Below are 19413 nucleotides of genomic sequence, written 5' to 3'. Positions count from 1 at the left end.
GAATGGGTCCGGGGTTGGGTCCTGGGGCCCTCTGACGGGTGCCACCGCCGGGCATACGTTTTCCGGATCGGAGGCGAACCCGGAGGGGACCACCATGAGCAACTGGTTCAACACCACCGTCGCGTATCTGCAGGCCCGTGTTGCTCGCAGCGACAGGGGTCAGACCGCGGTGGAGTACCTCGGCATCATCGCGGTGGTGGTGGCGATCGTGTTGGCGATCACCGGGACGAGTATCGGTCAGACGATCTTCGATGCGATCACCAACAAGATCACCGAGGTGACCGGCGGCTGATTCCTCCAGGTAGCGACGCTGGGCAGGCCTTCCCCATATACCTCACGGTGGTGGCGGGCCTGCTCTTTCTTGCATTGGCCTACCTCGCCGTCGGACAGGCGTCGGTGAACCGGAGCGGGGCCCAGACAGCGGCGGATGCGGCAGCGCTCGCGGCGGCCCAGGACGAGCGTCACCAACTCACGGATGAGTGGCGCAAGGTGCTACGCGACCCCACGAAGTGGCAGAACGTCTTCGACGGCAGGATGCCGCTCGACGACCCCGACAAGCCATGTCGACAGGCCGGCCAGCTCGCGGTACTGAACGACGCCTCGCTGAACAACTGCTCTCCGTCGGGCTTGCTGAAGTACCGGGTGGACGTGCAGACGAACAAGGACGTCGGCCGATCTGTCGTACCCGGCAGTGAGAACCACAAGTCCACGGCTTCCGCCGTCGCCGAGGTCCAACGCCTCTGCGAGTTCAAGCTCCCCGATGAGGGTGCCAAGGGTGATGAGCTGCCCGAACTCACCTGCAGGGGCGGCAAGGTCTGGCGTCTGAAGCCGGACGACACCGCAGGACTCCCGAAGCCTGAAGACCTCTTCGACGTCCACCTGGCCGACTCACCAGCGAACGATCAATGATGACGAAGGAAGCGGAGCGATGAGCATTCGGTTCACTGCGAAGGCCCGCAGGGGGATGGTCGCATTGACCGTTGCGGCTGGTCTGGCCATGGGCGTGGCCGGTTGTGGTGGAAGCGGCGGAGACGACAAGAAGCCGGACGGTTCAGCGTCGGCTTCCAGGACAAGTGGTTCCGCGCCAAGCGCGCAGGAGGGGCAGTCGGACCAGCCGCTGGCCGAACTGAAGGGTACCGACGGTCTGCTGTTCCAGATCGCCTCCGCTCAACGTGATGCGGGCGGCTTCGTGACGGTCAACGGCACCCTGAAGAACGACGGGGCTCAGACCGTGGTGATTCCCTCCGCGCTGAGCGGAAACGAAACAGAGATCATCAAGAACGGCAAGTCCTTCGGCGGCGCCACGCTGGTCGATCCGCAGGGCAAGAAGCGGTACTACGTGCTGCGCGACACCGAGGGCCGGCCGCTGACCACCACCGGCTTCTCCGCACTCAAGGCCGGAGACACCCTGGCGGTGTTCATGCAGTTCCCTTCCCCTCCCGCGAACACCGCCGAGGTGGACTTCCAGCTGCCGACGTTCTCCTCTGCCACCATCAAGATCTCCTGATGAGGCCAAAGTGACCCCCACCCGCCTCCCCGTCGCCACCTTCGCCCTCGCCGCCGCCCTCCTCCTCACCGCCACCCCGGCCCACGCCGGCGGCACGGACCCGAGTCAGCCCCCCGGCACCGCACCGTCCGCCACCGCCCCCGTCAGAATCGACCCCACCGACCCCGACCTCAAGCTGCCCGAGGGCGCCACCCTCGCCGCGCCCAAGGTGCTGGACATCAAGTCGGTCGTCGAGGACCAGAGCGGGGACGAGCGCCGCGAGGACACCAACGCCGACGTCACCTTCGCACTCCAGGCCGAGGTCCTCTTCGGCAAGGACAGTGCCAAGCTCGGCGACGAGGCGAAGGCCCGGATCGCCACCATCGCCGAGGAGATCAAGAAGCAGAACGCGACCCAGGTCCGCGTCTTCGGCTTCACGGACGACCTCGGTTCCTCCGCCCACGGCGACATCCTGTCCAGGCAGCGGGCCAACGCCGTACAGGCCGTCCTGGACCAGGACCTGAACGACCCGGACATCACCTTCGAGGTCCGCGGCTACGGCGAGCAGTACCCGATCGCCGACAACTCCACGGAGGAGGGCCGGAGGAAGAACCGCCGGGTGGAGGTGTCGTTCCCCCGGACCCAGGCCTGAGAACTAAACGGCGCCGCTGAGGTACACCTGGTTGCGCTGAGCGTTGATGGGATGCACAGCGATGTTCAGCCAGTTCAAGTTTCCGTCACAGACGGTGCACACCGGGCCTTCATTGACATCGGCGAGTGTCTCCGGCTCCTTCAAGCCCAGGTGGGCGAAGGGGGTGGTCGGCGACTGTTCCCTTCCCGAGGTAACAGGGGTGTTCCGATGCAGCAGGGGGCTCTCGGGACGCAGCTTTCGAATGAATGCCTTGGTGTCGGCGTTGGGCAGCGTGAAGGCGAGTAGTACGCCGTCGTCCTGGAACCCTCGCTGGTATGCGGCTCTGAGATCGGCGGCCCGCGCTGGAAGCGTCACATTCATGAGTGTCGCGACCTGCGCGGGGGTCTTGCCTTCGACCCAGTACGGGATGCGGCGTCCGCCTTCGGACCCCTCATGTGCCGGTGACCTTGGTGCGGCAGACGATGAACAGGCAACCAGCGAGCAGGCCAGGGCCGCACACAGGGCGCCGAGAACCGCTCGGCGTCGGCGCGCGGAGCAGATCGGGCGAGAGGGCGTGTTCCTCATCGGGCGTCTCCGTTGCGCCCGATGCCCGTGCGCGTCCCGTCCCGTCCGGGATCGGCGGGGGCAGGCAGCGAACCCGACCCGGTGCCCAAGTCGTAGTGCCGCACCGTCCCACTGCCTCTCATGTCGTACTCCTTCGCCAGTCCCGTCCTGTGCAGACGAGCCATGTCCGCATCGGTCACGGTCGTCGGTCCGATCGGAGTGGCCTTTCCGGGGTCCCAGTCGAACCGGACCTGGTCGACCGCTGCGCTGTGGTGTGACCGAGCGTGCGGGCCATGTTCACCTCCGTGGTCGAAGCACTGGAGACGGGCCGCCCGCCGGTTCGTCGAACCAGAACGCAAATCCCTCGCCAGGGTCGCGTTGGTGACTTGGTAGGTCTACTCGGCCTCGACGGCGACCCGAACGCCTGTCTTCATTCCCCAGCCCGCCATTGCCCCCGCCTCCGCCTCCAGTACATGCCGCGACCGCAGCCGAGGCAGGCCCAGGCGGCCCGGCTTCATTGTCCGGACGGCGATGACGGTGAGGGTGCGGTCGAGGTAGGCGACGTCGATGGGGATCCGCATACGGAAGGTGTGCACTCCGCCGGCGGGGGAGAGCAGCATGGCCCCCTTTACCGAGTCGCGGCCCAACAACCCCCTGGTACGGGCCCGGTAGGAGGTCGCGATTTCCAGGGGAACGGAGACCGCGGCGTCGTCACCGCTCCCCTGCACGACCAGCCGACCCCGTCCGTCCCGCCACCGTGCCATCCGAAGGCCACCTCCGCAGTGACGGTACCCACAGCGCTGCGGGCGACGCCTGCAGGTGGAAGGTGCCGAGAAATCAAAGGAGTTGCCCGGGCGACCGCCTCCCACTAGGAAGAGACCCATGACAGGACTCGGTGTCGTGTTTCGCCCCCAGCTTCCGCCCGAGCGGCTGCGGGCGGTGGCCCGCACAGCGGATGACGTGGGGCTCGAAGAGCTGTGGTTGTGGGAGGACTGTTTCCTGGAGGGCGGGATCTCGACGGCCGCCGCGGCGCTCGCGTGGACGGAACGTGTGCGCGTGGGTGTCGGGCTGCTGCCCGTGCCCCTGAGGAACGTCGCCGTGACCGCGATGGAGACCGCGTCGCTGCACCGGATGTTCCCCGGCCGCGCGACCGTCGTCGTCGGGCACGGCGTGCAGGACTGGATGGGGCAGGTCGGGGCACGGGCCGCCTCGCCGCTCACCCTCCTCGGCGAGCATCTCGACGCCCTGCGTGCCCTGTTGAACGGGGAGACGCTCAGCGTCCAGGGGCGGTACGTCACGCTGGACGGCGTGGCCCTCGACTGGCCCCCGGAGCACGCCGTGCCGGTCTTCGCCGGCGCCACCGGGCCACGCACGCTCCGCCTCTCCGGCGCCAAGGCGGACGGTACGCTCCTCACCGCCTCCACCTCCCCGGACGGCGTACGACAGGCCCGGCGGCTCATCGAGGAGGGGCAGCGGGAGGCGGGGCGCAGTGAGCAGCACAGGGTCGTTGTCTATCTGCTGGCTGCCACCGGGGCCGGAGCCGATGACCGGCTGCGGGCCGAACTCGCCGCCGAGGGGCTGCAGGCAGCCACGGATGTGGGCGTCGCGGGGGACGCGGGTGCCGTCGCCGCGGCCGTACGACGGCTCGCCGAGGCCGGTGCCCACACCGTCGTACTGCAGCCGACCGGGGACGAGCCCGACCCGGAGGGGTTCGTGCGGTTCGCGGCGGAGGAGGTCCGGCCGCTGGTGCCGTAACCGCACGTGGCGGGGCGTTGCAGGGCGTTGTCAGTCACGAGACGGTGTACGACACGGTCAGCCGGAGCCCGAGCCGGTGACCGCAGGACGGTCACCGGTCGCGCCGTCGATCGCGCACTGCACGGGCGGATCCAGCAGGAGGGCCCCTTCGTGGCGCACAGTTCCCGGCACCTCTTCGACGCCCGCAAGCCGACTCGCTGAGGCACCGGGCGATCCGGAGAAAACAGCTGAAAACCGACGTCGTTCACCCTGACGTTCCCTGGGGTTTCCACATTGTTATCGGCTCCGGTTCACACCTGTCCCACCGGTCACGTAAGTTCAGACCAAGGTTATTCGCGCAAGCAAAGCTGCGCGGGCGGCGCCGCGCAGTGGAGGGGGCTGCGCGGCGCTGTGAACCGGGTGGTCCTCCCCCGCGTCCCGTAGCGGAACCGTCAAGTCGGCATTCACCCACGGGTAGCCCGTCGGGGGGACCCCGCCCGCGACCCGCCGACCCTCCTCAAGATGGCTCAAACCTTCCGGAACCCCTCCGAATCCTTTCGTATCCGACCGGTTTTCCCTGGGATTGCGCTGTGAACCGGCCATGAAACACCCCTGAATCCACCGTTCCGCACCCACCGAGGCGTCGCCGGGTGACTTCGGAGAGTAGTTGTCGGTCGCCGATGCACCCACCATCCCTTACGAAGGGTTATGGTGGAAACCCCCCTCGGGCCGGTCCGTCTCCCCCCCACGGACCGGCCCGTTTTTTCGTCCCCCGGCAGACGGCGGGCCTTTCCCCGGGAACTCCGGGAATCCCCGGGAACCCCTCGGCATGCGACGAGCGTCCCAGTCCCAGGGGCGCGGGACTGTGCTCGGTATGCGGTTCCGCAGCGTGGGCGCGACCGGCCACGGCGGGCCGGCAGGCGGCGACGAGGTTGCGGCCACACCGGCCCCCCGATCCCCGAACCCGGGCCAGAACCAAGCCCCCGGCGGGGGTAGGCTCAACTGCTCGGGCAACCGTCCGCACCGACCCCCACGCCAGACCCCGGAGGGCCACGTGAACCTGCGCGACAACCTGCGCAGCCTGCTCGTCAGGCTCTACGCGCGCCGGGTGGAGGGACACCTGGACCACGATCAGGTGCCCAAGCACATCGGCGTCATCATGGACGGCAACCGCCGCTGGGCGAAGGCGTCCGGCTCCACCACCGTCCACGGCCACCGGGCCGGTGCCGAGAAGATCGAGGAGTTCCTCGGCTGGTGCACCGAGACCGACGTCGAGGTCGTCACCCTGTGGCTGCTGTCCACGGACAACTTCGACCGGCCCCAGGACGAACTGGTCCCGCTGCTCGGCATCATCGAGGACGTCGTCCGCACCCTGGCCGCCGACGGCCGCTGGCGCGTGCACCACGTCGGCACGATGGACCTGCTGCCGGCCGGGATGCAGCGCACCCTGAAGGAGGCCGAGGAGGCCACCGCCCCCATCGACGGCATAGTCGTCAACGTGGCCATCGGCTACGGCGGACGGCAGGAGATCGCCGACGCCGTGCGCTCCATGCTCCTCGACGCCCGGGACAAGGGCGTCGCGATGGAGGACCTCGCCGAGTCCGTCGACGTCGACATGATCGGCCGTCACCTCTACACCGGCGACCAGCCCGACCCGGACCTCGTCATCCGCACCAGCGGCGAACAGCGGCTGTCCGGATTCATGCTGTGGCAGACCGCGCACTCCGAGTACTACTTCTGCGAGGTCTTCTGGCCCGCCTTCCGCAAGGTCGACTTCCTGCGCGCCCTGCGCGACTACGCCGCACGTCACCGCCGTTACGGCGGCTGAGACACACCGGACGCCCCGCTGGCCGCCACGGCAGCGGGGCGTTCCGCTTACCCCGGTTCGGGCGGACTTAACAAGGAGTTCACCGGCACGCCGATGGCCGCTTTTGCATGGCGGCGCATGTTCGAGGGCATAAGGCAAACAGGTCGACACCCGAACCACGGGTGTCGGATCTCAGCGGGCGGCTCGGGGCCGTCCGCCCGGGAGGCCCTTTGCACCAGCCCGATCGTGCGGTCACTGCACGGAAGCAGCCGCGGAGGGCCGGTTCACGGCCCGCCGTACGCGGGGGCCAGACACCGGTCCAGCTCAGCCTCGTCGCTCCCCGACCTCATCCGAGGGGGTACGTCCTTCCGTGGTGACCAGCACAAAGCGCCACAAGCCAGATCGGCGCACCTATGTTCTCGACACCAGCGTCCTGCTGGCCGACCCGAACGCCCTGACCCGCTTCGACGAGCACGAGGTCGTGCTCCCCATCGTGGTGGTCACGGAACTGGAGGCCAAGCGGCACCATCCGGAACTCGGCTACTTCGCCCGCCAGGCCCTGCGCCTGCTGGACGACTACCGGGTGAAGAACGGTCGCCTCGACGCCCCCATCCCGATCGGGGAGCTGGGCGGGACCGTCCGTGTCGAGCTCAACCACTCGGACCCCAGCGTGTTGCCCACCGGCTACCGCCTGGGGGACAACGACTCCCGCATCCTCGCGGTGGCCCGCAACCTGCAGGCCGAGGGGTACGACGTCACGGTCGTGTCGAAGGACCTGCCCCTGAGGATCAAGGCGTCCTCCGTCGGGCTGCTCGCCGAGGAGTACCGGGCCGAACTCGCCATCACGGAGAACTCCGGCTGGACCGGAATGTCCGAACTGACGCTGCCCGGGGAACAGGTGGACATCCTCTTCGAGGAAGGCCATGTGTATGTCCCGGAGGCTTCGGGCCTCCCCGTGCACACCGGCCTGACCATCCAGTCCGAGCGCGGCAAGGCCCTCGGCCGCATCACCGCGGAGGGGAACGTCCGTCTGGTGCGCGGCGACCGGGAGGCGTTCGGCATCAAGGGCCGCAGCGCCGAGCAGCGCATCGCGCTCGACCTGCTGCTCGACCCGGACGTCGGGATCGTCTCGATGGGCGGCCGGGCCGGCACCGGCAAGTCGGCGCTGGCGCTGTGCGCCGGGCTGGAGGCGGTCCTGGAACGCCGTCAGCACCAGAAGGTGATGGTCTTCCGGCCGCTGTACGCGGTCGGCGGACAGGAGCTGGGCTATCTGCCCGGTTCCGAGGCGGAGAAGATGAGCCCGTGGGCGCAGGCCGTCTTCGACACGCTGTCCGCGGTCACCAGCCGCGAGGTCATCGAGGAGGTCACCGCGCGCGGCATGCTGGAGGTGCTCCCGCTCACCCACATCCGCGGCCGTTCGCTGCACGACGCGTTCGTGATCGTGGACGAGGCGCAGTCGCTCGAACGGAACGTACTTCTCACCGTTCTGTCCCGAATCGGCGCCAATTCACGAGTGGTTCTCACTCATGACGTGGCACAGCGGGACAATCTGCGCGTCGGTCGCTACGACGGTGTGGTCGCCGTCGTGGAGAAGCTGAAGGGACACCCGCTCTTCGCGCACGTGACACTGACCCGGTCCGAGAGGTCCCAGATTGCCGCGCTTGTGACCGAAATGCTGGAGGACGGCCACATCTGACCCGTTCCGCACCGCAGTTGGCGCCGTCCGGCAAAGGCATCAGAGCCTAGCCGGGCGGCGCCTCGGCGTGTGGAGCTTTCCGAAAATCCCGAGGGCCAAACGAGATGTGACCTTTCACACTCAACGCAGAATTGCCACTCGGCGTCCGGTTACGGCAGAGTCTCAGTCCTGTCAGGCCCCGCATACGACACACCTGTACCCCCAGCGGTACAGCACCACAGAAGCACCACCAACTCCATAGAGTTCGTCGTATGCCGCCCGAGCACCACGCGGCGCTCCCCGAAGGGGAGTTGCCCACCGGGCCCGTGCCTCCCGTGACCCCGCAGTTGGGAGGCCAGTGTCAGGGGCACGATTGCGTCCGCCAGGGTCACCGAAGCGGGCGATGCTGGAAGGAAACCGTGTGAGCCGGATTTCGGTCCGGGGATTCGCAGTGGCCTCGGCCACCGCGGTCACCGCCGTCGGAAGCGTCGTCGGAGTTGCCTCGGGCAGCGTCGCGCAGCAGAACAACAACGACGCCGAGGCGACGGCAGCCGACACCACGCTCCTCGCGGACATACCCGCGGGCCAGCAGGCCCAGGTGCAGTCCGCGTCCCTGACGCAGCAGGCCGACGCCCAGGCCATCGCCGCGGACACGAGCGCCAAGAAGGACGCCGAGGAGGCGGCCCGCAAGGCTGCCGCCGAGACCGCGGTCGCCAAGAAGGCGGCGGCCGAGCAGGCGGCCAAGGAGGCCAAGGAACGCGCCGAGGCCAAGAAGGTGGCCAGCCGCTCCGCCGCGCGCGATTCCTCCAGCTTCCCCGTCCGGAGCAGCTACACCGTCGCGCAGATCCAGGCGATGGCGCGTCAGATGGTGGCGGGCGACCAGTTCCAGTGCTTCAGCAACATCGTGGACCACGAGTCCAGCTGGAACTACCAGGCGGTCAACGCCTCCTCCGGTGCCTACGGCCTGTTCCAGGCCCTGCCCGCCGGTAAGTACTCGTCCGCCGGTGCCGACTGGCAGACCAACCCGGCCACCCAGATCAAGTGGGGCCTCAACTACATGAACAGCCGGTACGGCAGTCCGTGCCAGGCCTGGTCGTTCTGGTCGGCCAACCACTGGTACTAGGCCCGGTCGGCCACGCTCAACCTTGCGCAGCCCCTCCCCGTCCTCAGGGGAGGGGCTTTCGCCCTGTACGGTCGTACCCGGCATACCTCCAGGGGGAGGAGAGGTGGCGAGCACGCGGGGACGCGGGGGAAGAGGACGGATCATGTCGCGAGTGCCAGGGTGGCTCGGCCGGCTGGGCGCCGGTCTCACCGAGATGAGCGAGCGCCTCGACGAGCGGCGCGCGGAGGTGGAGCAGGACAGCGATCCGCTCGCCGCGTCCCCGCCTCCCGCCCCGGCCGCCGCCGAGACCCCGCCCCCCGCCAGCCGGCCCGCACCCCCGGCCGGCGGTCCCCGCCCCGACCCCGCCGAGGCCGTGCCCTGGGGCGTACGGGTGGCGGCCGAGGCCGGCTGGCGGTTGCTGGTCCTCGCCGGCACCGTCTGGGTCCTGATGCGCGTCATCAGCGCCGTCCAGCTGGTGGTGTTCGCCTTCGTCATCGCCCTGCTCGTCACCGCGCTGCTGCAGCCGACGGTCGCCCGGCTCACCCGCCGCGGAGTCCCGCGCGGCCTCGCCACCGCGCTCACCGCGATCAGCGGGTTCGTCGTCATCGGGCTGATGGGCTGGTTCGTGACCTGGCAGGTCATGGAGAACATCGACACGCTCTCCACCCAGATCCAGTCCGGCATCGACGACCTGCGCGACTGGCTGCTGAAGAGCCCCTTCCACGTCACCGACAAGCAGATCAACCAGATCGCCAAGAACCTCCGCGAGGCGATCGGCGCCAACGCCGACCAGATAACGTCCGCGGGCCTGGAGGGCGTTCAGGTCATCATCGAGACCCTCACCAGCATCCTGCTGGTGTTCTTCTCGACGCTGTTCCTGCTCTACGACGGCAAGCGCATCTGGGAGTGGTTCCTGAGGCTGGTGCCCGCCGCGGCCCGCCCGGGCGTGGCGGGCGCCGGTCCGCGCGCCTGGCGCACCCTGACCGCCTACGTCCGCGGCACGGTCCTGGTCGCCCTGATCGACGCCATCTTCATCGGCATCGGCATCTACTTCCTGGACGTGCCGATGGCCGTCCCGCTGGCCGTCTTCATCTTCCTGTTCTCCTTCATCCCGCTGGTCGGCGCGGTCGCCTCCGGCGCGCTCGCGGTGATCGTGGCGCTGGTGACCCAGGGCGTCTTCACGGCCGTCATGACCCTGGTGGTCGTCCTCGCGGTGCAGCAGATCGAGGGCCACGTCCTGCAGCCGTTCATCCTCGGCCGCGCGGTCCGCGTCCACCCGCTGGCGGTCGTCCTCACGGTCGCGGCCGGCGGCATGGTGGCCGGCATCGGCGGCGCGGTGGTGGCCGTACCGCTGGTGGCGGTGGCGAACACGGTGGTGGGGTATCTGCGGCAGTACTCGGAGGAGTTGCAGCAGCGGAAGGCCGCCGCGGAGCTCGCGGACGGGACCGTCGAGGAGAACGCGGAAGGCCCCGCTCACGTGGGGTGAGCGGGGCCTGTGGAGCCGCGGGCCCTACTCGGCCAGCACGGCCTCCGCGTCGAGGGTGACGCCGACCGCCTGGATCACCGAAGCGATCTTGAACGCCTCCTGGACGACCTCGCGCTCCACGCCGGCCTTGCGCAGCACCTGCTCGTGCGAGTCCAGGCACAGGCCGCAGCCGTTGATGGCGGAGACCGCGAACGACCACAGCTCGAAGTCGGCCTTCTCAACGCCCGGGTTGCCGATGACGTTCATCCGCAGACCGGCGCGCAGGGTGCCGTACTCGTGGTCGGACAGCAGGTGACGCGTCCGGTAGAAGACGTTGTTCATCGCCATGATCGCGGCGGCCGACTTGGCGGCCGTGTACGCCTCCGGCGAGAGGTTCGCCTTGGCCTCCGGCTCCAGCTCCCGCAGCACGATCGGGGAACGGGAGGCGATGGCGGTCGCCAGCACCGTGCCCCACAGCTGCTGCGCCGGCAGGTCGGAGTTGCCGATGACCGAGCCCAGGTTGAGCTTGAGGTCCTTGGCGTAGTCCGGAACGCGGGACTTCAGCGAGTCGAGCGACATGGGTCACTCACCAGCCAGCAGCGCGACCGGGTCCAGGGTGTCCTCGCCCTTGCTCCAGTTGCACGGGCACAGCTCGTCGGTCTGCAGGGCGTCCAGGACCCGCAGGACCTCCTTGGGGTTACGGCCCACGGAACCGGCGGTGACCATCGTGAACTGGATCTCGCGGTTCGGGTCGACGACGAAGACGGCGCGCTGCGCGAAGCCGTCCTCGCCCTCGATGCCCAGGTCGCGCATCAGCTCGTGCTTGGAGTCGGCCATCATCGGGAACGGCAGGTCGGTCAGGTCCGGGTGGTCCTTGCGCCAGGCGTGGTGGACGAACTCGGAGTCACCGGAGAAGCCGAGGATCTGGGCGTCGCGGTCGGCGAACTCGTCGTTCAGCTTCCCGAACGCGGCGATCTCGGTCGGGCAGACGAAGGTGAAGTCCTTCGGCCATGCGAACACGACCAGCCACTTGCCCTCGTAGGACTTGTGGTGGATCTGCTCGAACTCCTTGCCCTTCTCCAGCGAGACGCAGGCGGTCAGTTCGAACTCGGGGAACTTGTCACCGACAGTGAGCACATGCTCTCCTTGCAGCGAAGAAACACCCCTTTTGAGGATGTTTCCCATGGGTTGGACTTTGTCGATGTTGGCACAGGGTGCATTGATTAGTGAAATAGCTACACTCGGTCAGGTTGATCGGAGGTGGTTATCAGTGACCATGAGTAACGGGAAGCGGAGGCAGCCGAGCCTCGCGCAGCTGCGTGCCTTCGCCGCCGTCGCCGAGCATCTGCACTTCCGGGACGCGGCGGCGGCCATCGGGATGAGCCAGCCCGCCCTGTCGGGCGCCGTCTCGGCGCTGGAGGAGACCCTGGGCGTGACCCTCCTCGAGCGTACGACGCGCAAGGTGCTGCTCTCGCCCGCCGGGGAGCGTCTTGCCGTACGGGCGAAGGCGGTGCTGGACGCGGTCGGGGTGCTGCTGGAGGAGGCCGAGGCGGTCCGGGCGCCCTTCACCGGAGTCCTGCGCCTCGGCGTGATCCCCACGGTCGCGCCGTATCTGCTGCCGACGGTGCTGCGGCTCGTCCACGACCGCTACCCGCACCTCGACCTCCAGGTCCACGAGGAGCAGACGGCCAGCCTGATCGACGGCCTGGGCTCCGGCCGTCTCGACCTGCTGTTGCTGGCGGTCCCGCTAGGTGTCCCCGGAGTCGTCGAACTCCCCCTGTTCGACGAGGACTTCGTGCTCGTCACCCCGCTCGACCACTGGCTCGGGGGTCGTGAGGGCATTCCGCGCGAGGCGCTGAAGGAGCTGAACCTGCTCCTCCTGGACGAGGGCCACTGCCTGCGCGACCAGGCCCTGGACATCTGCCGGGAGGCGGGGCGTGAGGACGCGCCGGTGACGACCACGGCCGCCGGACTGTCGACCCTTGTCCAGCTGGTCGCGGGCGGCCTCGGGTGCACCCTGCTCCCGCGTACGGCGCTCAGGCTGGAGACGACCCGCAGCAGCCAGCTCCTCACCGGCTCCTTCGCCGAGCCCGCCCCCAGCCGCCGGGTCGCCCTGGCGATGCGGTCGGGGGCGGCGCGCTCCGCGGAGTACGAGGAGCTGGCCGCCGCTTTGCGCGAGGCGCTGTGCGCGTTGCCGGTACGGGTGCTGGACTAGCGCTGCGGGGACGGGGTCCCAGCCCCGCTCTACTCCGTCCGCAGCCCCTCCGGCCGCATCAACCGCAGCAGCGGCGGCAGGCTCAGCAAGGTCACGGCCAGGATGACGGCCGCACCCGCGCCGGTCATCGACAGCACGCCCGGCCAGTCCACGCTCACCGCCGTGCCCACCATGTTCAGCAGCACCGCGCCCAGCGTCAGCCCCATGGCCAGGGCGAGCAGCAGGCCCAGGGCGATCGGGATCGCCGTCTGCCAGAGCACCGACATGCCCAGGGTGCGCCGCCGGGTGCCGAAGGCGACCAGCGCCGACAGCAGCTTCCTGCGCTCGCGCAACTGCTCCAGCTGGGAGACCAGCAGGCTCACACCGATCAGCGCGAGCACACAGAGGGCGCCGGCGAACGTTCCGGTGCGGATGGAGGTGAACTGAGCCGACCGGTCGATGGCCGAATACACCATCGTGTCCGCCAACGGGTCGATCCGGGCGGCCGTGTTGCGGACGTGGTCGTGCACGTCCGGCACCGACTCGTCGAGCGAGAGGTACATCGCTCCGGTCAGCGTGCTGCTCAACCGGCCGGGCACGGCGGCCGGTGTCATCAGCAGGCCGCTCTCCTTGATCCCGTTCGGGCTGGTGATCGCCCGGGCCTGCTTCAGCCCCCTCGGCACGGTCCACACGACGTCGCGGCCGTCGCGCAGGCCGTCGCTCGAGTTGGCGTGGAGGGTGCGGCCCGGACGGGCGAGCTTCGCCACGTCGGCGTCCCGTTCCCCGCCGGTCGCCGTGAAGACGTCCCCGTCGTGGCAGTCCGGCAGGTCGGCCACCTCGCGCAGCGCGGCGCAGGTGCCGACGGTGAGGCCGACGGAGTTCTCCGGCCCCTCGTCGGAGCGGAAGCGCCGGTCGCCGAGGTCGGTGCTGCCCAGCGCGGTGACCTTGCGCACGCCCTTGGTCGTGGCGAACTTCTCGGCCGCCGGGCGGAAGGGGAGACCCTGGGACAGGTTGACCTGCATCTGCACCCGGTCGGTGTCCTGCCCGGTGGACTTGGTGAAGTCGCCCTGGACGCCCGCGAACAGCATCTGCAGCGCGATCGCCCCGGCCACCGCGACCGCGATGCCGTTCACCATCCGGGCCGCCGAACCGCTGCTCAACTGCAGCCGCCGTACCGCCAGTTGCCAGGCCACCCCGCCGCGCCCGAGCCGGGCCACCGCCGCCTCGACCGCCCACGGCAGCAGCGCCGTCAGGCCGAAGAGCAGCAGCAGGACGCCGCCGACCACCAGATACCGGTTGAAGTCGCCCTGGCGGCCCTGTCCGATCATCGGCGCGAGGCACGCCAGTCCGCCCAGCGGCAGCAGCAGCCGCCACCACAGCCGGCGGCGCCTGGGCCTGGCCGCACGGACCACGCCCAGCGGCTCGATGACCACCCCGCGCAGCGCGAACAGGGTGACCAGCACCGCCGCCGCCGGAACGGCGACCGCGACCAGGGCGGCCAGCGCCGGGGAGGGGTCGAGGTAGCTGGGGAAGACGCTGATGTCCAGGATCTCGACCGAGCCAGCGAGCTGACGGCCGAGCAGGAAGAAGACGGTGCCGAAGACCAGTCCGACCAGGGAGCCGGCGAGCGCTTCGCCCGCCGCGATCCGCCGGGTCATCCGGCTGTCGGAGCCCACCAGCCGCAGCGCGGCCAGCCTGCGGTCGCGCCGCTCGCCGCCGAACCGTACGGCCGTGGCGATGAACACGGCGACCGGTGTCAGCAGCACCACGAAGACGACCAGTACGAGCAGCAGGAGGATCGGGTCCGTCTTGTCGGGCGGGACCTCCTGCGGCGGTCCGAAGCGGGTGATACGGGCCGTCCGCCAGCCGTTGACTTGCGGGGCCAGGTCTTTCCCCCCGGCGTAGTAGGCGAGATCGTGCGAGCCGATGAGTCCGGGCTCGCCGATGGTGCCGACGATCCGGTACGGCAGCCGCTCGCGCAGCAGCTTTCCGGCATCGGAGCCGAGGAGGTCCTTCAGCGCGGGGGAGACGACCATCTCGCCCGGCGCCGGGTACTTCGACAGGCCCGGTGCGAGCGGCGCCCGCGGCCCCTCCGGTTCCACCAGCCGGCCGCGGATGTCGCTGCCGCGGTAGACGGTGTCGGCGTCGGAGATCAGCAGGGTGTCGGCGGCCTTCGGCCGGTACGGGCCGTAGGTGTAGTCCTGGCGAGCGTCCTCGCGCTGTTGCCGTACGGCCAGCGCGTTCGGGATCGCGGTCGTCAGCAGCAGCAGTGCCACGCCGAGGCCGACCCCGACCGCCGTCAGCAGGACCCGGATCCAGCCCTCGCGCCCGCCGGTGAAGGCGAACCGGACGCCCATACCGAGGTCTCTGGACCACTGGCGGGCGTTCATACGGCGCGCTCCATGTCCCGGGACTTGCCGTCGCGTACGACGATCTCGCGGTCGGAGTAGGCGGCCACCCGGGCCTCGTGCGTGACCAGGACGACGGCCGCGTTGGTGGAGCGGGCCGCGTCGGTCAGCAACTCCATCACGCGTTCGCCGTTGAGGGAGTCGAGGGCGCCGGTCGGCTCGTCGGCGAACACCACCCGGGGTCCGGTGACCAGCGCCCGTGCCACCGCGACGCGCTGCCCCTGGCCGCCCGAGACCTCGCCGGGCCGCTTGGCCTTGAGGTCGTCCACCTCCAGCCGTTCCATCCAGGTGAGCGCGGCCCGCTCGGCCTGCTTGCGGGAGGCGCCGTTCAGCCGCAGCGGCAGCGCCACGTTCTCCACACAGGTCAGCTCCGGGACGAGCTGACCGAACTGGAAGACGAACCCGAACTCGCTGCGCCGCAGCGCACTGCGTTCGGTGTCGCTCATGCCGGTCAGTTCCCGGCCGTCGTAGGTGATGGACCCGGAGTCGGGCGGCACGATGCCGGCGAGGCAGTGCAGCAGGGTCGACTTGCCGGAGCCGGAGGGGCCCATCACGGCGACGACCTCGCCGGCGTGGATGGAGAACTCGGCGCCGTCGAGCGCGACCGTCGGGCCGTAGGCCTTGCACAGGTTCTCGGCGGCGAGCAGGGAGCCGGGGGGAGGAGTCACGCGGCCACCGCCGCACGCAGCTTGTCCAGGCGGGCCGCGGCCAGTTCCAGCCAGCGCAGGTCGGCCTCCAGGTGGAACAGCGCGTGGTCGCAGACCAGCTGGTCCGCGAGGTCGCCCTTGCGCTTGCGGTCGGTCAGGATGCGCATGCTGCGCAGGTGCTCGGCGCGCTGGGTGTCGAGGATGAGGGAGGCGTCGCGGTGGGTGAGGAGGGCGAGGACGACCTTGGTGTAGAGGGTCGACTGCAGGTACTCCTCGGGCTTCTCCGGGGTGCCGAGCCATCGGTCGACGTCGGTGATGCCCGCGTCGGTGATTGCGTACCGCTTGCGCTCGGGCCCGCCGCCCGCCTCGATCCCGTCGACTTCCACGAGGCCGTGCTTCAGCAGCCGGGACATCGTGGAGTAGACCTGGCCGTAGTGCAGCGGCCGGTCGTGACCGAACTTCTCGTCGAAGGCCCGCTTGAGGTCGTAACCGTGACGCGGGCCGGACTCCAGGAGCCCCAGAAGAGTGTGACCGATGGACATGCAGAGCACTCTACACATGGTGTATACGCCGCATGTATACGCGGAGTGGGGAGATCATGGCGGGCGGTACGGCGGTGCAGGTGGCGGCCTATTGTCACGGTTATGACACAGGAGGCCTGCCCCGGCGCGGCAGCGGGCCGGTCTCCTTCGGCAGCCGTCCCGCCTCCGCCAGTGCCTTCCTGAGGAGGAACTCGATCTGCGCGTTGGCCGACCGCAGCTCGTCACCGGCCCAGCGGGCCAGCGCCTCGTAGACCGACGGGTCCAGCCGCAGCAGCACCTGCTTGCGCTGCTGCGGTCGTCGCTTCGGAGTCTCCGAGGGGTCCGTCACTGGTAGAGGGTCCCGGTGTTGAGGACCGGTTGCGGGGCCCGGTCCCCGCACAGCACGACCATCAGGTTGGACACCATCGCCGCCTTCCGTTCCTCGTCCAGTTCCACGATGTCCGCCTCGGCGATCCGGCCGGGTCGTGTGCGGACATGGGTGCTGCCCGTTTCTCATTGAGGCCTGCCGCGGCGGCAGGCCTAGCTTGCGTCTAGCTAAGTGATAGCACTTTTAGCGCCCGAAGCAACCCCGGGGCTGCCAGAACCGTCGGTTCTCTCGGGGCAGGTGCTGATTCTCACGTCCGCAAAAGAACGGATCGGACGCCCTTTGTCATATAGGCGAGTGTTAGCTTTCGAAGCTGACCCCGAGACGGAAGCGAGCGTAGGGACCCATGGGACGAGCGGAAGAGAGACGAGCGCGACAGCGCGGTGGCCGCCGCGCGGCGCCCCAGCGCCGCCGCTCCGCGCCCGCGGCGGCCGCTCCCGCAGGCGGCAAGCCGCCCAAGGGCCGAATACGCCGGCTGTTCACCTGGAAGAAGGTGCTCGGCACGTTCTTCACGCTCTGCCTGCTGGTGATCGCGGCCTTCATCGGGCTGTACATGTACGTGGACATCCCGAAGGGCAACGCCGACGCCCAGTTGCAGAGCAACATCTACAAGTACAGCGACGGCACGATGCTCGCCCGCACCGGCCAGCTCAACCGGGAGAGCGTCGACCTCGCCGAAGTCCCCAAGGACGTCCAGCGCACCTTCGTCGCGGCCGAGAACAAGAGCTTCTACCACGACTCCGGCGTCGACCTGAGGGGCACCGCCCGCGGTGTGCTCAACACCGTCATGGGGCGCGGCACGCAGGGCGGTTCGACGATCACCCAGCAGTACGTCAAGAACTACTACCTGGACCAGAACCAGACCGTCTCGCGCAAGCTGAAGGAACTGGTCATCTCGCTGAAGCTGGACCGCCAGAAGTCCAAGGACTACATCCTCGCGGGCTACATCAACACCAGCTACTACGGCCGCGGCGCCTACGGCATCCAGGCTGCGGCGCAGGCGTACTACCACAAGGACGCCAAGGACCTCAAGGTCCAGGAGGGCGCCTACCTCGCCGCGCTGCTCCAGGCGCCGAACCAGTACGACTTCGCGCTCGCCACCGACACCGGCAAGAAGCTGGCGGTGGCCCGCTGGAACTACGTGCTGGACAACATGGTCAAGCAGCACTGGCTGGACGCGGGCAAGCGCCAGGCCATGCAGTTCCCGACGCCCAAGGCGCCCAAGGCCGCACCCGGCATGAAGGGCCAGACCGGCTACCTGGTGGACGCGGCCAACGCGGCGCTGGAGAAGCAGCTGGTCGCCCAGGGCCAGGCCGCCACCATCGGTGACGCCGAGGCGCTGGTGAGAAAGGGCGGCTGGACCATCACGCTCAACGTCGACAAGAAGAAGCAGCACCAGCTGGAGCAGGCCGTCAAGGAACAGCTGACCGGCCAGCTGAACGCGAAGAAGCGCTCCGTCGACGCCGACGTCCAGCCGGGTGCCGTGTCCGTCGACCCGAAGACGGGCAGGGTCCTCGCCATGTACGGCGGCGCGGACTACTTCAAGCACTACCGCAACAACGCCACGCGCACCGACTACCAGCCCGCCTCCACCTTCAAGCCGGTGATCCTGGCCGCCGCGCTGGCCGAGGGGGCCACGACGCAGGACGGCCAGCCCATCACCGCCAGCACGATCTACGACGGCACCAGCGGCCGCCAGGCCGTGGACCACGGCAGCAAGGTCGGCTTCGGCCCGCCGAACGAGGACGACAAGAGCTACGGCCCCATCACCGTCCAGAAGGCCATGAACCAGTCCGTCAACTCCGTCTTCGCGCAGATGGGCATCGACGTGGGCATGGACAAGGTGATGGACGTCGCCGGCAAGCTCGGTATGGACACCAAGGGCATGGAGCCGGTGCCCGCGCAGACGCTGGGCTCCATGGGCGCCAGCCCGCTGGAGATGGCCGGCATCTACGCGACCCTCGACAACCACGGCAAGAAGGTCACCCCGGCGATCATCAAGTCGGCCGACCACAAGGACCGCACCGTCGACATCCCGAACCCGATCGGCGACCAGGTGATCCCCGAAGAGGCCGCCGACACGGTCACCTCCGTGCTCACCGGCGTGGTCGACGACGGTACGGCCAGCCAGTCGGTGGCGGCCAACCCGGCGCGCGACGGCCAGCAGGTCGCCGGCAAGACCGGTACGTCCGACAAGAACAAGTCGGCCTGGTTCACCGGCTACACGCCCGACCTCGTCACCTCGGTCGGCCTGTTCGGCGAGGACTCCAAGACCCACGCGCAGGTGCCGCTGACCGGTGCGACCGGCATGCTCGACAACCTGGGCCGCCCCGCCCGCATCAACGGCGGCGCCATTCCGGCGAAGATCTGGGCCGCCTACACCTTCGAGGCGATGGACGGCGTCACCAAGTTCGACCTGGACACCACCCAGGGCGCGGCGATCCAGCCGACCGTGCCGCCGTCGCACTCCCCGACGCCGTCCAGCACACCGTCGCACACGCCGACCAGCAAGGCGCCCAAGCCGTCGCACTCGCCGAAGCCGAAGCCGAAGCACTCGCACAAGCCGACCGAGCCGCCGACGACCCCGCCGCCCACGCAGCCCACGACCGAGCCGCCGACGACCCCGCCGCCGACGGACCCCGTCACACCCGAGGACCCGCTCGACCCCGGCAACCAGTAGAAGACATGAGGGAGGGGGGGGGGGGGGGGGGGGGGGGGGGGGCCCCCCCCCCCCCCCCCCCTCGCCCCCCCCCCCCCCCCACACCACACCCCCCCCCGCTGCCGTCCCCAGTGT

Annotated in this window: 19 protein-coding genes and 2 pseudogenes; 12 read left to right on the top strand and 9 right to left on the bottom strand. The window is 69.5% G+C overall.

The window, feature by feature from the left end; genetic code table 11:
- The first annotated feature begins 94 nt into the window (after positions 1 to 94).
- From ACZ7GZ_RS15565 to ACZ7GZ_RS15550, 4 genes are read left to right on the top strand one after another with little or no spacing between them, the layout of a single operon-like run.
- Positions 95 to 292, top strand: a complete 198-nt coding sequence (locus ACZ7GZ_RS15565) for a Flp family type IVb pilin (protein ID WP_471024425.1) — start codon at positions 95 to 97, stop codon at positions 290 to 292.
- Positions 289 to 909, top strand: coding sequence for a pilus assembly protein TadG-related protein (locus tag ACZ7GZ_RS15560; protein WP_471024637.1), 621 nt, complete (start codon positions 289 to 291; stop codon positions 907 to 909). The genes ACZ7GZ_RS15565 and ACZ7GZ_RS15560 overlap by 4 nt, the downstream gene beginning before the upstream one ends.
- Positions 910 to 928: 19 nt before the next feature.
- On the top strand, positions 929 to 1507 hold the full coding sequence (locus tag ACZ7GZ_RS15555) for a hypothetical protein (protein ID WP_471024424.1): 579 nt from the start codon (positions 929 to 931) through the stop codon (positions 1505 to 1507).
- A gap of 10 nt (positions 1508 to 1517) precedes the next feature.
- Positions 1518 to 2138 (top strand): OmpA family protein, encoded by a 621-nt coding sequence (locus ACZ7GZ_RS15550; RefSeq protein ID WP_471024423.1) that lies wholly within the window; start codon positions 1518 to 1520, stop codon positions 2136 to 2138.
- A gap of 3 nt (positions 2139 to 2141) precedes the next feature.
- Here ACZ7GZ_RS15550 and ACZ7GZ_RS15545 read toward each other — a convergent pair whose 3' ends face one another.
- Complete coding sequence (locus tag ACZ7GZ_RS15545; RefSeq protein WP_471024422.1) at positions 2142 to 2492, bottom strand: hypothetical protein; 351 nt, start codon at positions 2490 to 2492, stop codon at positions 2142 to 2144.
- A gap of 584 nt (positions 2493 to 3076) precedes the next feature.
- Positions 3077 to 3445, bottom strand: a complete 369-nt coding sequence (locus ACZ7GZ_RS15540; RefSeq protein WP_360081508.1) for a DUF192 domain-containing protein — start codon at positions 3443 to 3445, stop codon at positions 3077 to 3079.
- Between the two features lie 118 nt (positions 3446 to 3563).
- Between ACZ7GZ_RS15540 and ACZ7GZ_RS15535 the strand changes: the two genes are divergently transcribed.
- From ACZ7GZ_RS15535 to ACZ7GZ_RS15510, 6 genes and pseudogenes are all read left to right on the top strand, one after another.
- Positions 3564 to 4436, top strand: a complete 873-nt coding sequence (locus ACZ7GZ_RS15535) for an LLM class flavin-dependent oxidoreductase (protein WP_471024420.1) — start codon at positions 3564 to 3566, stop codon at positions 4434 to 4436.
- A 111-nt stretch (positions 4437 to 4547) separates the two neighbouring features.
- A pseudogene (locus ACZ7GZ_RS15530) lies at positions 4548 to 4637 on the top strand (SAM-dependent methyltransferase); the annotation flags it as partial.
- A gap of 832 nt (positions 4638 to 5469) precedes the next feature.
- On the top strand, positions 5470 to 6243 hold the full coding sequence (locus tag ACZ7GZ_RS15525; RefSeq protein ID WP_471024419.1) for an isoprenyl transferase: 774 nt from the start codon (positions 5470 to 5472) through the stop codon (positions 6241 to 6243).
- A 349-nt stretch (positions 6244 to 6592) separates the two neighbouring features.
- Positions 6593 to 7918, top strand: coding sequence for a PhoH family protein (locus ACZ7GZ_RS15520; RefSeq protein ID WP_450799149.1), 1326 nt, complete (start codon positions 6593 to 6595; stop codon positions 7916 to 7918).
- A gap of 400 nt (positions 7919 to 8318) precedes the next feature.
- Positions 8319 to 9020: an aggregation-promoting factor C-terminal-like domain-containing protein gene (locus tag ACZ7GZ_RS15515; protein WP_471024418.1), complete on the top strand. Its 702-nt coding sequence runs from the start codon at positions 8319 to 8321 to the stop codon at positions 9018 to 9020.
- Between the two features lie 142 nt (positions 9021 to 9162).
- On the top strand, positions 9163 to 10485 hold the full coding sequence (locus ACZ7GZ_RS15510; RefSeq protein WP_471024417.1) for an AI-2E family transporter: 1323 nt from the start codon (positions 9163 to 9165) through the stop codon (positions 10483 to 10485).
- Positions 10486 to 10509: 24 nt separating this feature from the next.
- On the opposite strand, the gene ACZ7GZ_RS15505 is transcribed toward ACZ7GZ_RS15510, so the two are convergent.
- Positions 10510 to 11043 carry an alkyl hydroperoxide reductase gene (locus ACZ7GZ_RS15505; protein ID WP_471024416.1) on the bottom strand — a complete coding sequence of 178 codons (534 nt, stop codon included), beginning with the start codon at positions 11041 to 11043 and terminating at the stop codon, positions 10510 to 10512.
- Positions 11044 to 11046: 3 nt separating this feature from the next.
- Positions 11047 to 11601, bottom strand: a complete 555-nt coding sequence (locus ACZ7GZ_RS15500) for a peroxiredoxin (RefSeq protein ID WP_023547062.1) — start codon at positions 11599 to 11601, stop codon at positions 11047 to 11049.
- A 139-nt stretch (positions 11602 to 11740) separates the two neighbouring features.
- On the opposite strand from ACZ7GZ_RS15500, the gene ACZ7GZ_RS15495 reads away from it, so the two are divergent.
- Positions 11741 to 12679, top strand: a complete 939-nt coding sequence (locus ACZ7GZ_RS15495; RefSeq protein WP_471024415.1) for a LysR substrate-binding domain-containing protein — start codon at positions 11741 to 11743, stop codon at positions 12677 to 12679.
- A gap of 29 nt (positions 12680 to 12708) precedes the next feature.
- Here the strand turns inward: ACZ7GZ_RS15495 and ACZ7GZ_RS15490 are convergent, their stop codons facing one another.
- The 5 genes and pseudogenes from ACZ7GZ_RS15490 to ACZ7GZ_RS15470 form a co-directional block, all read right to left on the bottom strand.
- Positions 12709 to 15048 (bottom strand): FtsX-like permease family protein, encoded by a 2340-nt coding sequence (locus tag ACZ7GZ_RS15490; protein WP_471024413.1) that lies wholly within the window; start codon positions 15046 to 15048, stop codon positions 12709 to 12711.
- On the bottom strand, positions 15045 to 15734 hold the full coding sequence (locus tag ACZ7GZ_RS15485) for an ABC transporter ATP-binding protein (RefSeq protein WP_471024411.1): 690 nt from the start codon (positions 15732 to 15734) through the stop codon (positions 15045 to 15047). The genes ACZ7GZ_RS15490 and ACZ7GZ_RS15485 overlap by 4 nt, the downstream gene beginning before the upstream one ends.
- Positions 15731 to 16255 carry a PadR family transcriptional regulator gene (locus ACZ7GZ_RS15480; RefSeq protein ID WP_471024410.1) on the bottom strand — a complete coding sequence of 175 codons (525 nt, stop codon included), beginning with the start codon at positions 16253 to 16255 and terminating at the stop codon, positions 15731 to 15733. The genes ACZ7GZ_RS15485 and ACZ7GZ_RS15480 overlap by 4 nt, the downstream gene beginning before the upstream one ends.
- Before the next feature lie 100 nt (positions 16256 to 16355).
- A complete protein-coding gene (locus ACZ7GZ_RS15475; RefSeq protein WP_471024408.1) occupies positions 16356 to 16634 on the bottom strand; it encodes a type II toxin-antitoxin system antitoxin in 279 nt (92 codons plus the stop codon).
- Positions 16580 to 16711: pseudogene (locus ACZ7GZ_RS15470) on the bottom strand (SPFH domain-containing protein); the annotation flags it as partial. The pseudogene ACZ7GZ_RS15470 and the gene ACZ7GZ_RS15475, both read right to left, overlap by 55 nt.
- Before the next feature lie 254 nt (positions 16712 to 16965).
- Here ACZ7GZ_RS15470 and ACZ7GZ_RS15465 point away from each other — a divergent pair.
- On the top strand, positions 16966 to 19299 hold the full coding sequence (locus ACZ7GZ_RS15465) for a transglycosylase domain-containing protein (protein ID WP_471024407.1): 2334 nt from the start codon (positions 16966 to 16968) through the stop codon (positions 19297 to 19299).
- The last annotated feature ends 114 nt before the right edge of the window (positions 19300 to 19413 follow it).

Source organism: Streptomyces sp. NPDC037288, assembly GCF_055603265.1.
The sequence above is the reverse complement of the archived record's forward strand: the minus strand, read 5'-3'. Positions and strand labels throughout refer to the sequence as shown.

What these genes read in the sequence shown, in the direction of transcription:
- ACZ7GZ_RS15535 (WP_471024420.1), top strand. Translation starts at nt 3,564, where the DNA reads ATGACAGGACTCGGTGTCGTGTTTCGCCCCCAGCTTCCGCCCGAGCGG.
- ACZ7GZ_RS15555 (WP_471024424.1), top strand. Translation starts at nt 929, where the DNA reads ATGAGCATTCGGTTCACTGCGAAGGCCCGCAGGGGGATGGTCGCATTG.
- ACZ7GZ_RS15510 (WP_471024417.1), top strand. Translation starts at nt 9,163, where the DNA reads ATGTCGCGAGTGCCAGGGTGGCTCGGCCGGCTGGGCGCCGGTCTCACC.
- ACZ7GZ_RS15505 (WP_471024416.1), bottom strand. Translation starts at nt 11,043, where the DNA reads ATGTCGCTCGACTCGCTGAAGTCCCGCGTTCCGGACTACGCCAAGGAC.
- ACZ7GZ_RS15540 (WP_360081508.1), bottom strand. Translation starts at nt 3,445, where the DNA reads ATGGCACGGTGGCGGGACGGACGGGGTCGGCTGGTCGTGCAGGGGAGC.
- ACZ7GZ_RS15495 (WP_471024415.1), top strand. Translation starts at nt 11,741, where the DNA reads ATGAGTAACGGGAAGCGGAGGCAGCCGAGCCTCGCGCAGCTGCGTGCC.
- ACZ7GZ_RS15490 (WP_471024413.1), bottom strand. Translation starts at nt 15,048, where the DNA reads ATGAACGCCCGCCAGTGGTCCAGAGACCTCGGTATGGGCGTCCGGTTC.
- ACZ7GZ_RS15465 (WP_471024407.1), top strand. Translation starts at nt 16,966, where the DNA reads ATGGGACGAGCGGAAGAGAGACGAGCGCGACAGCGCGGTGGCCGCCGC.
- ACZ7GZ_RS15480 (WP_471024410.1), bottom strand. Translation starts at nt 16,255, where the DNA reads ATGTCCATCGGTCACACTCTTCTGGGGCTCCTGGAGTCCGGCCCGCGT.
- ACZ7GZ_RS15565 (WP_471024425.1), top strand. Translation starts at nt 95, where the DNA reads ATGAGCAACTGGTTCAACACCACCGTCGCGTATCTGCAGGCCCGTGTT.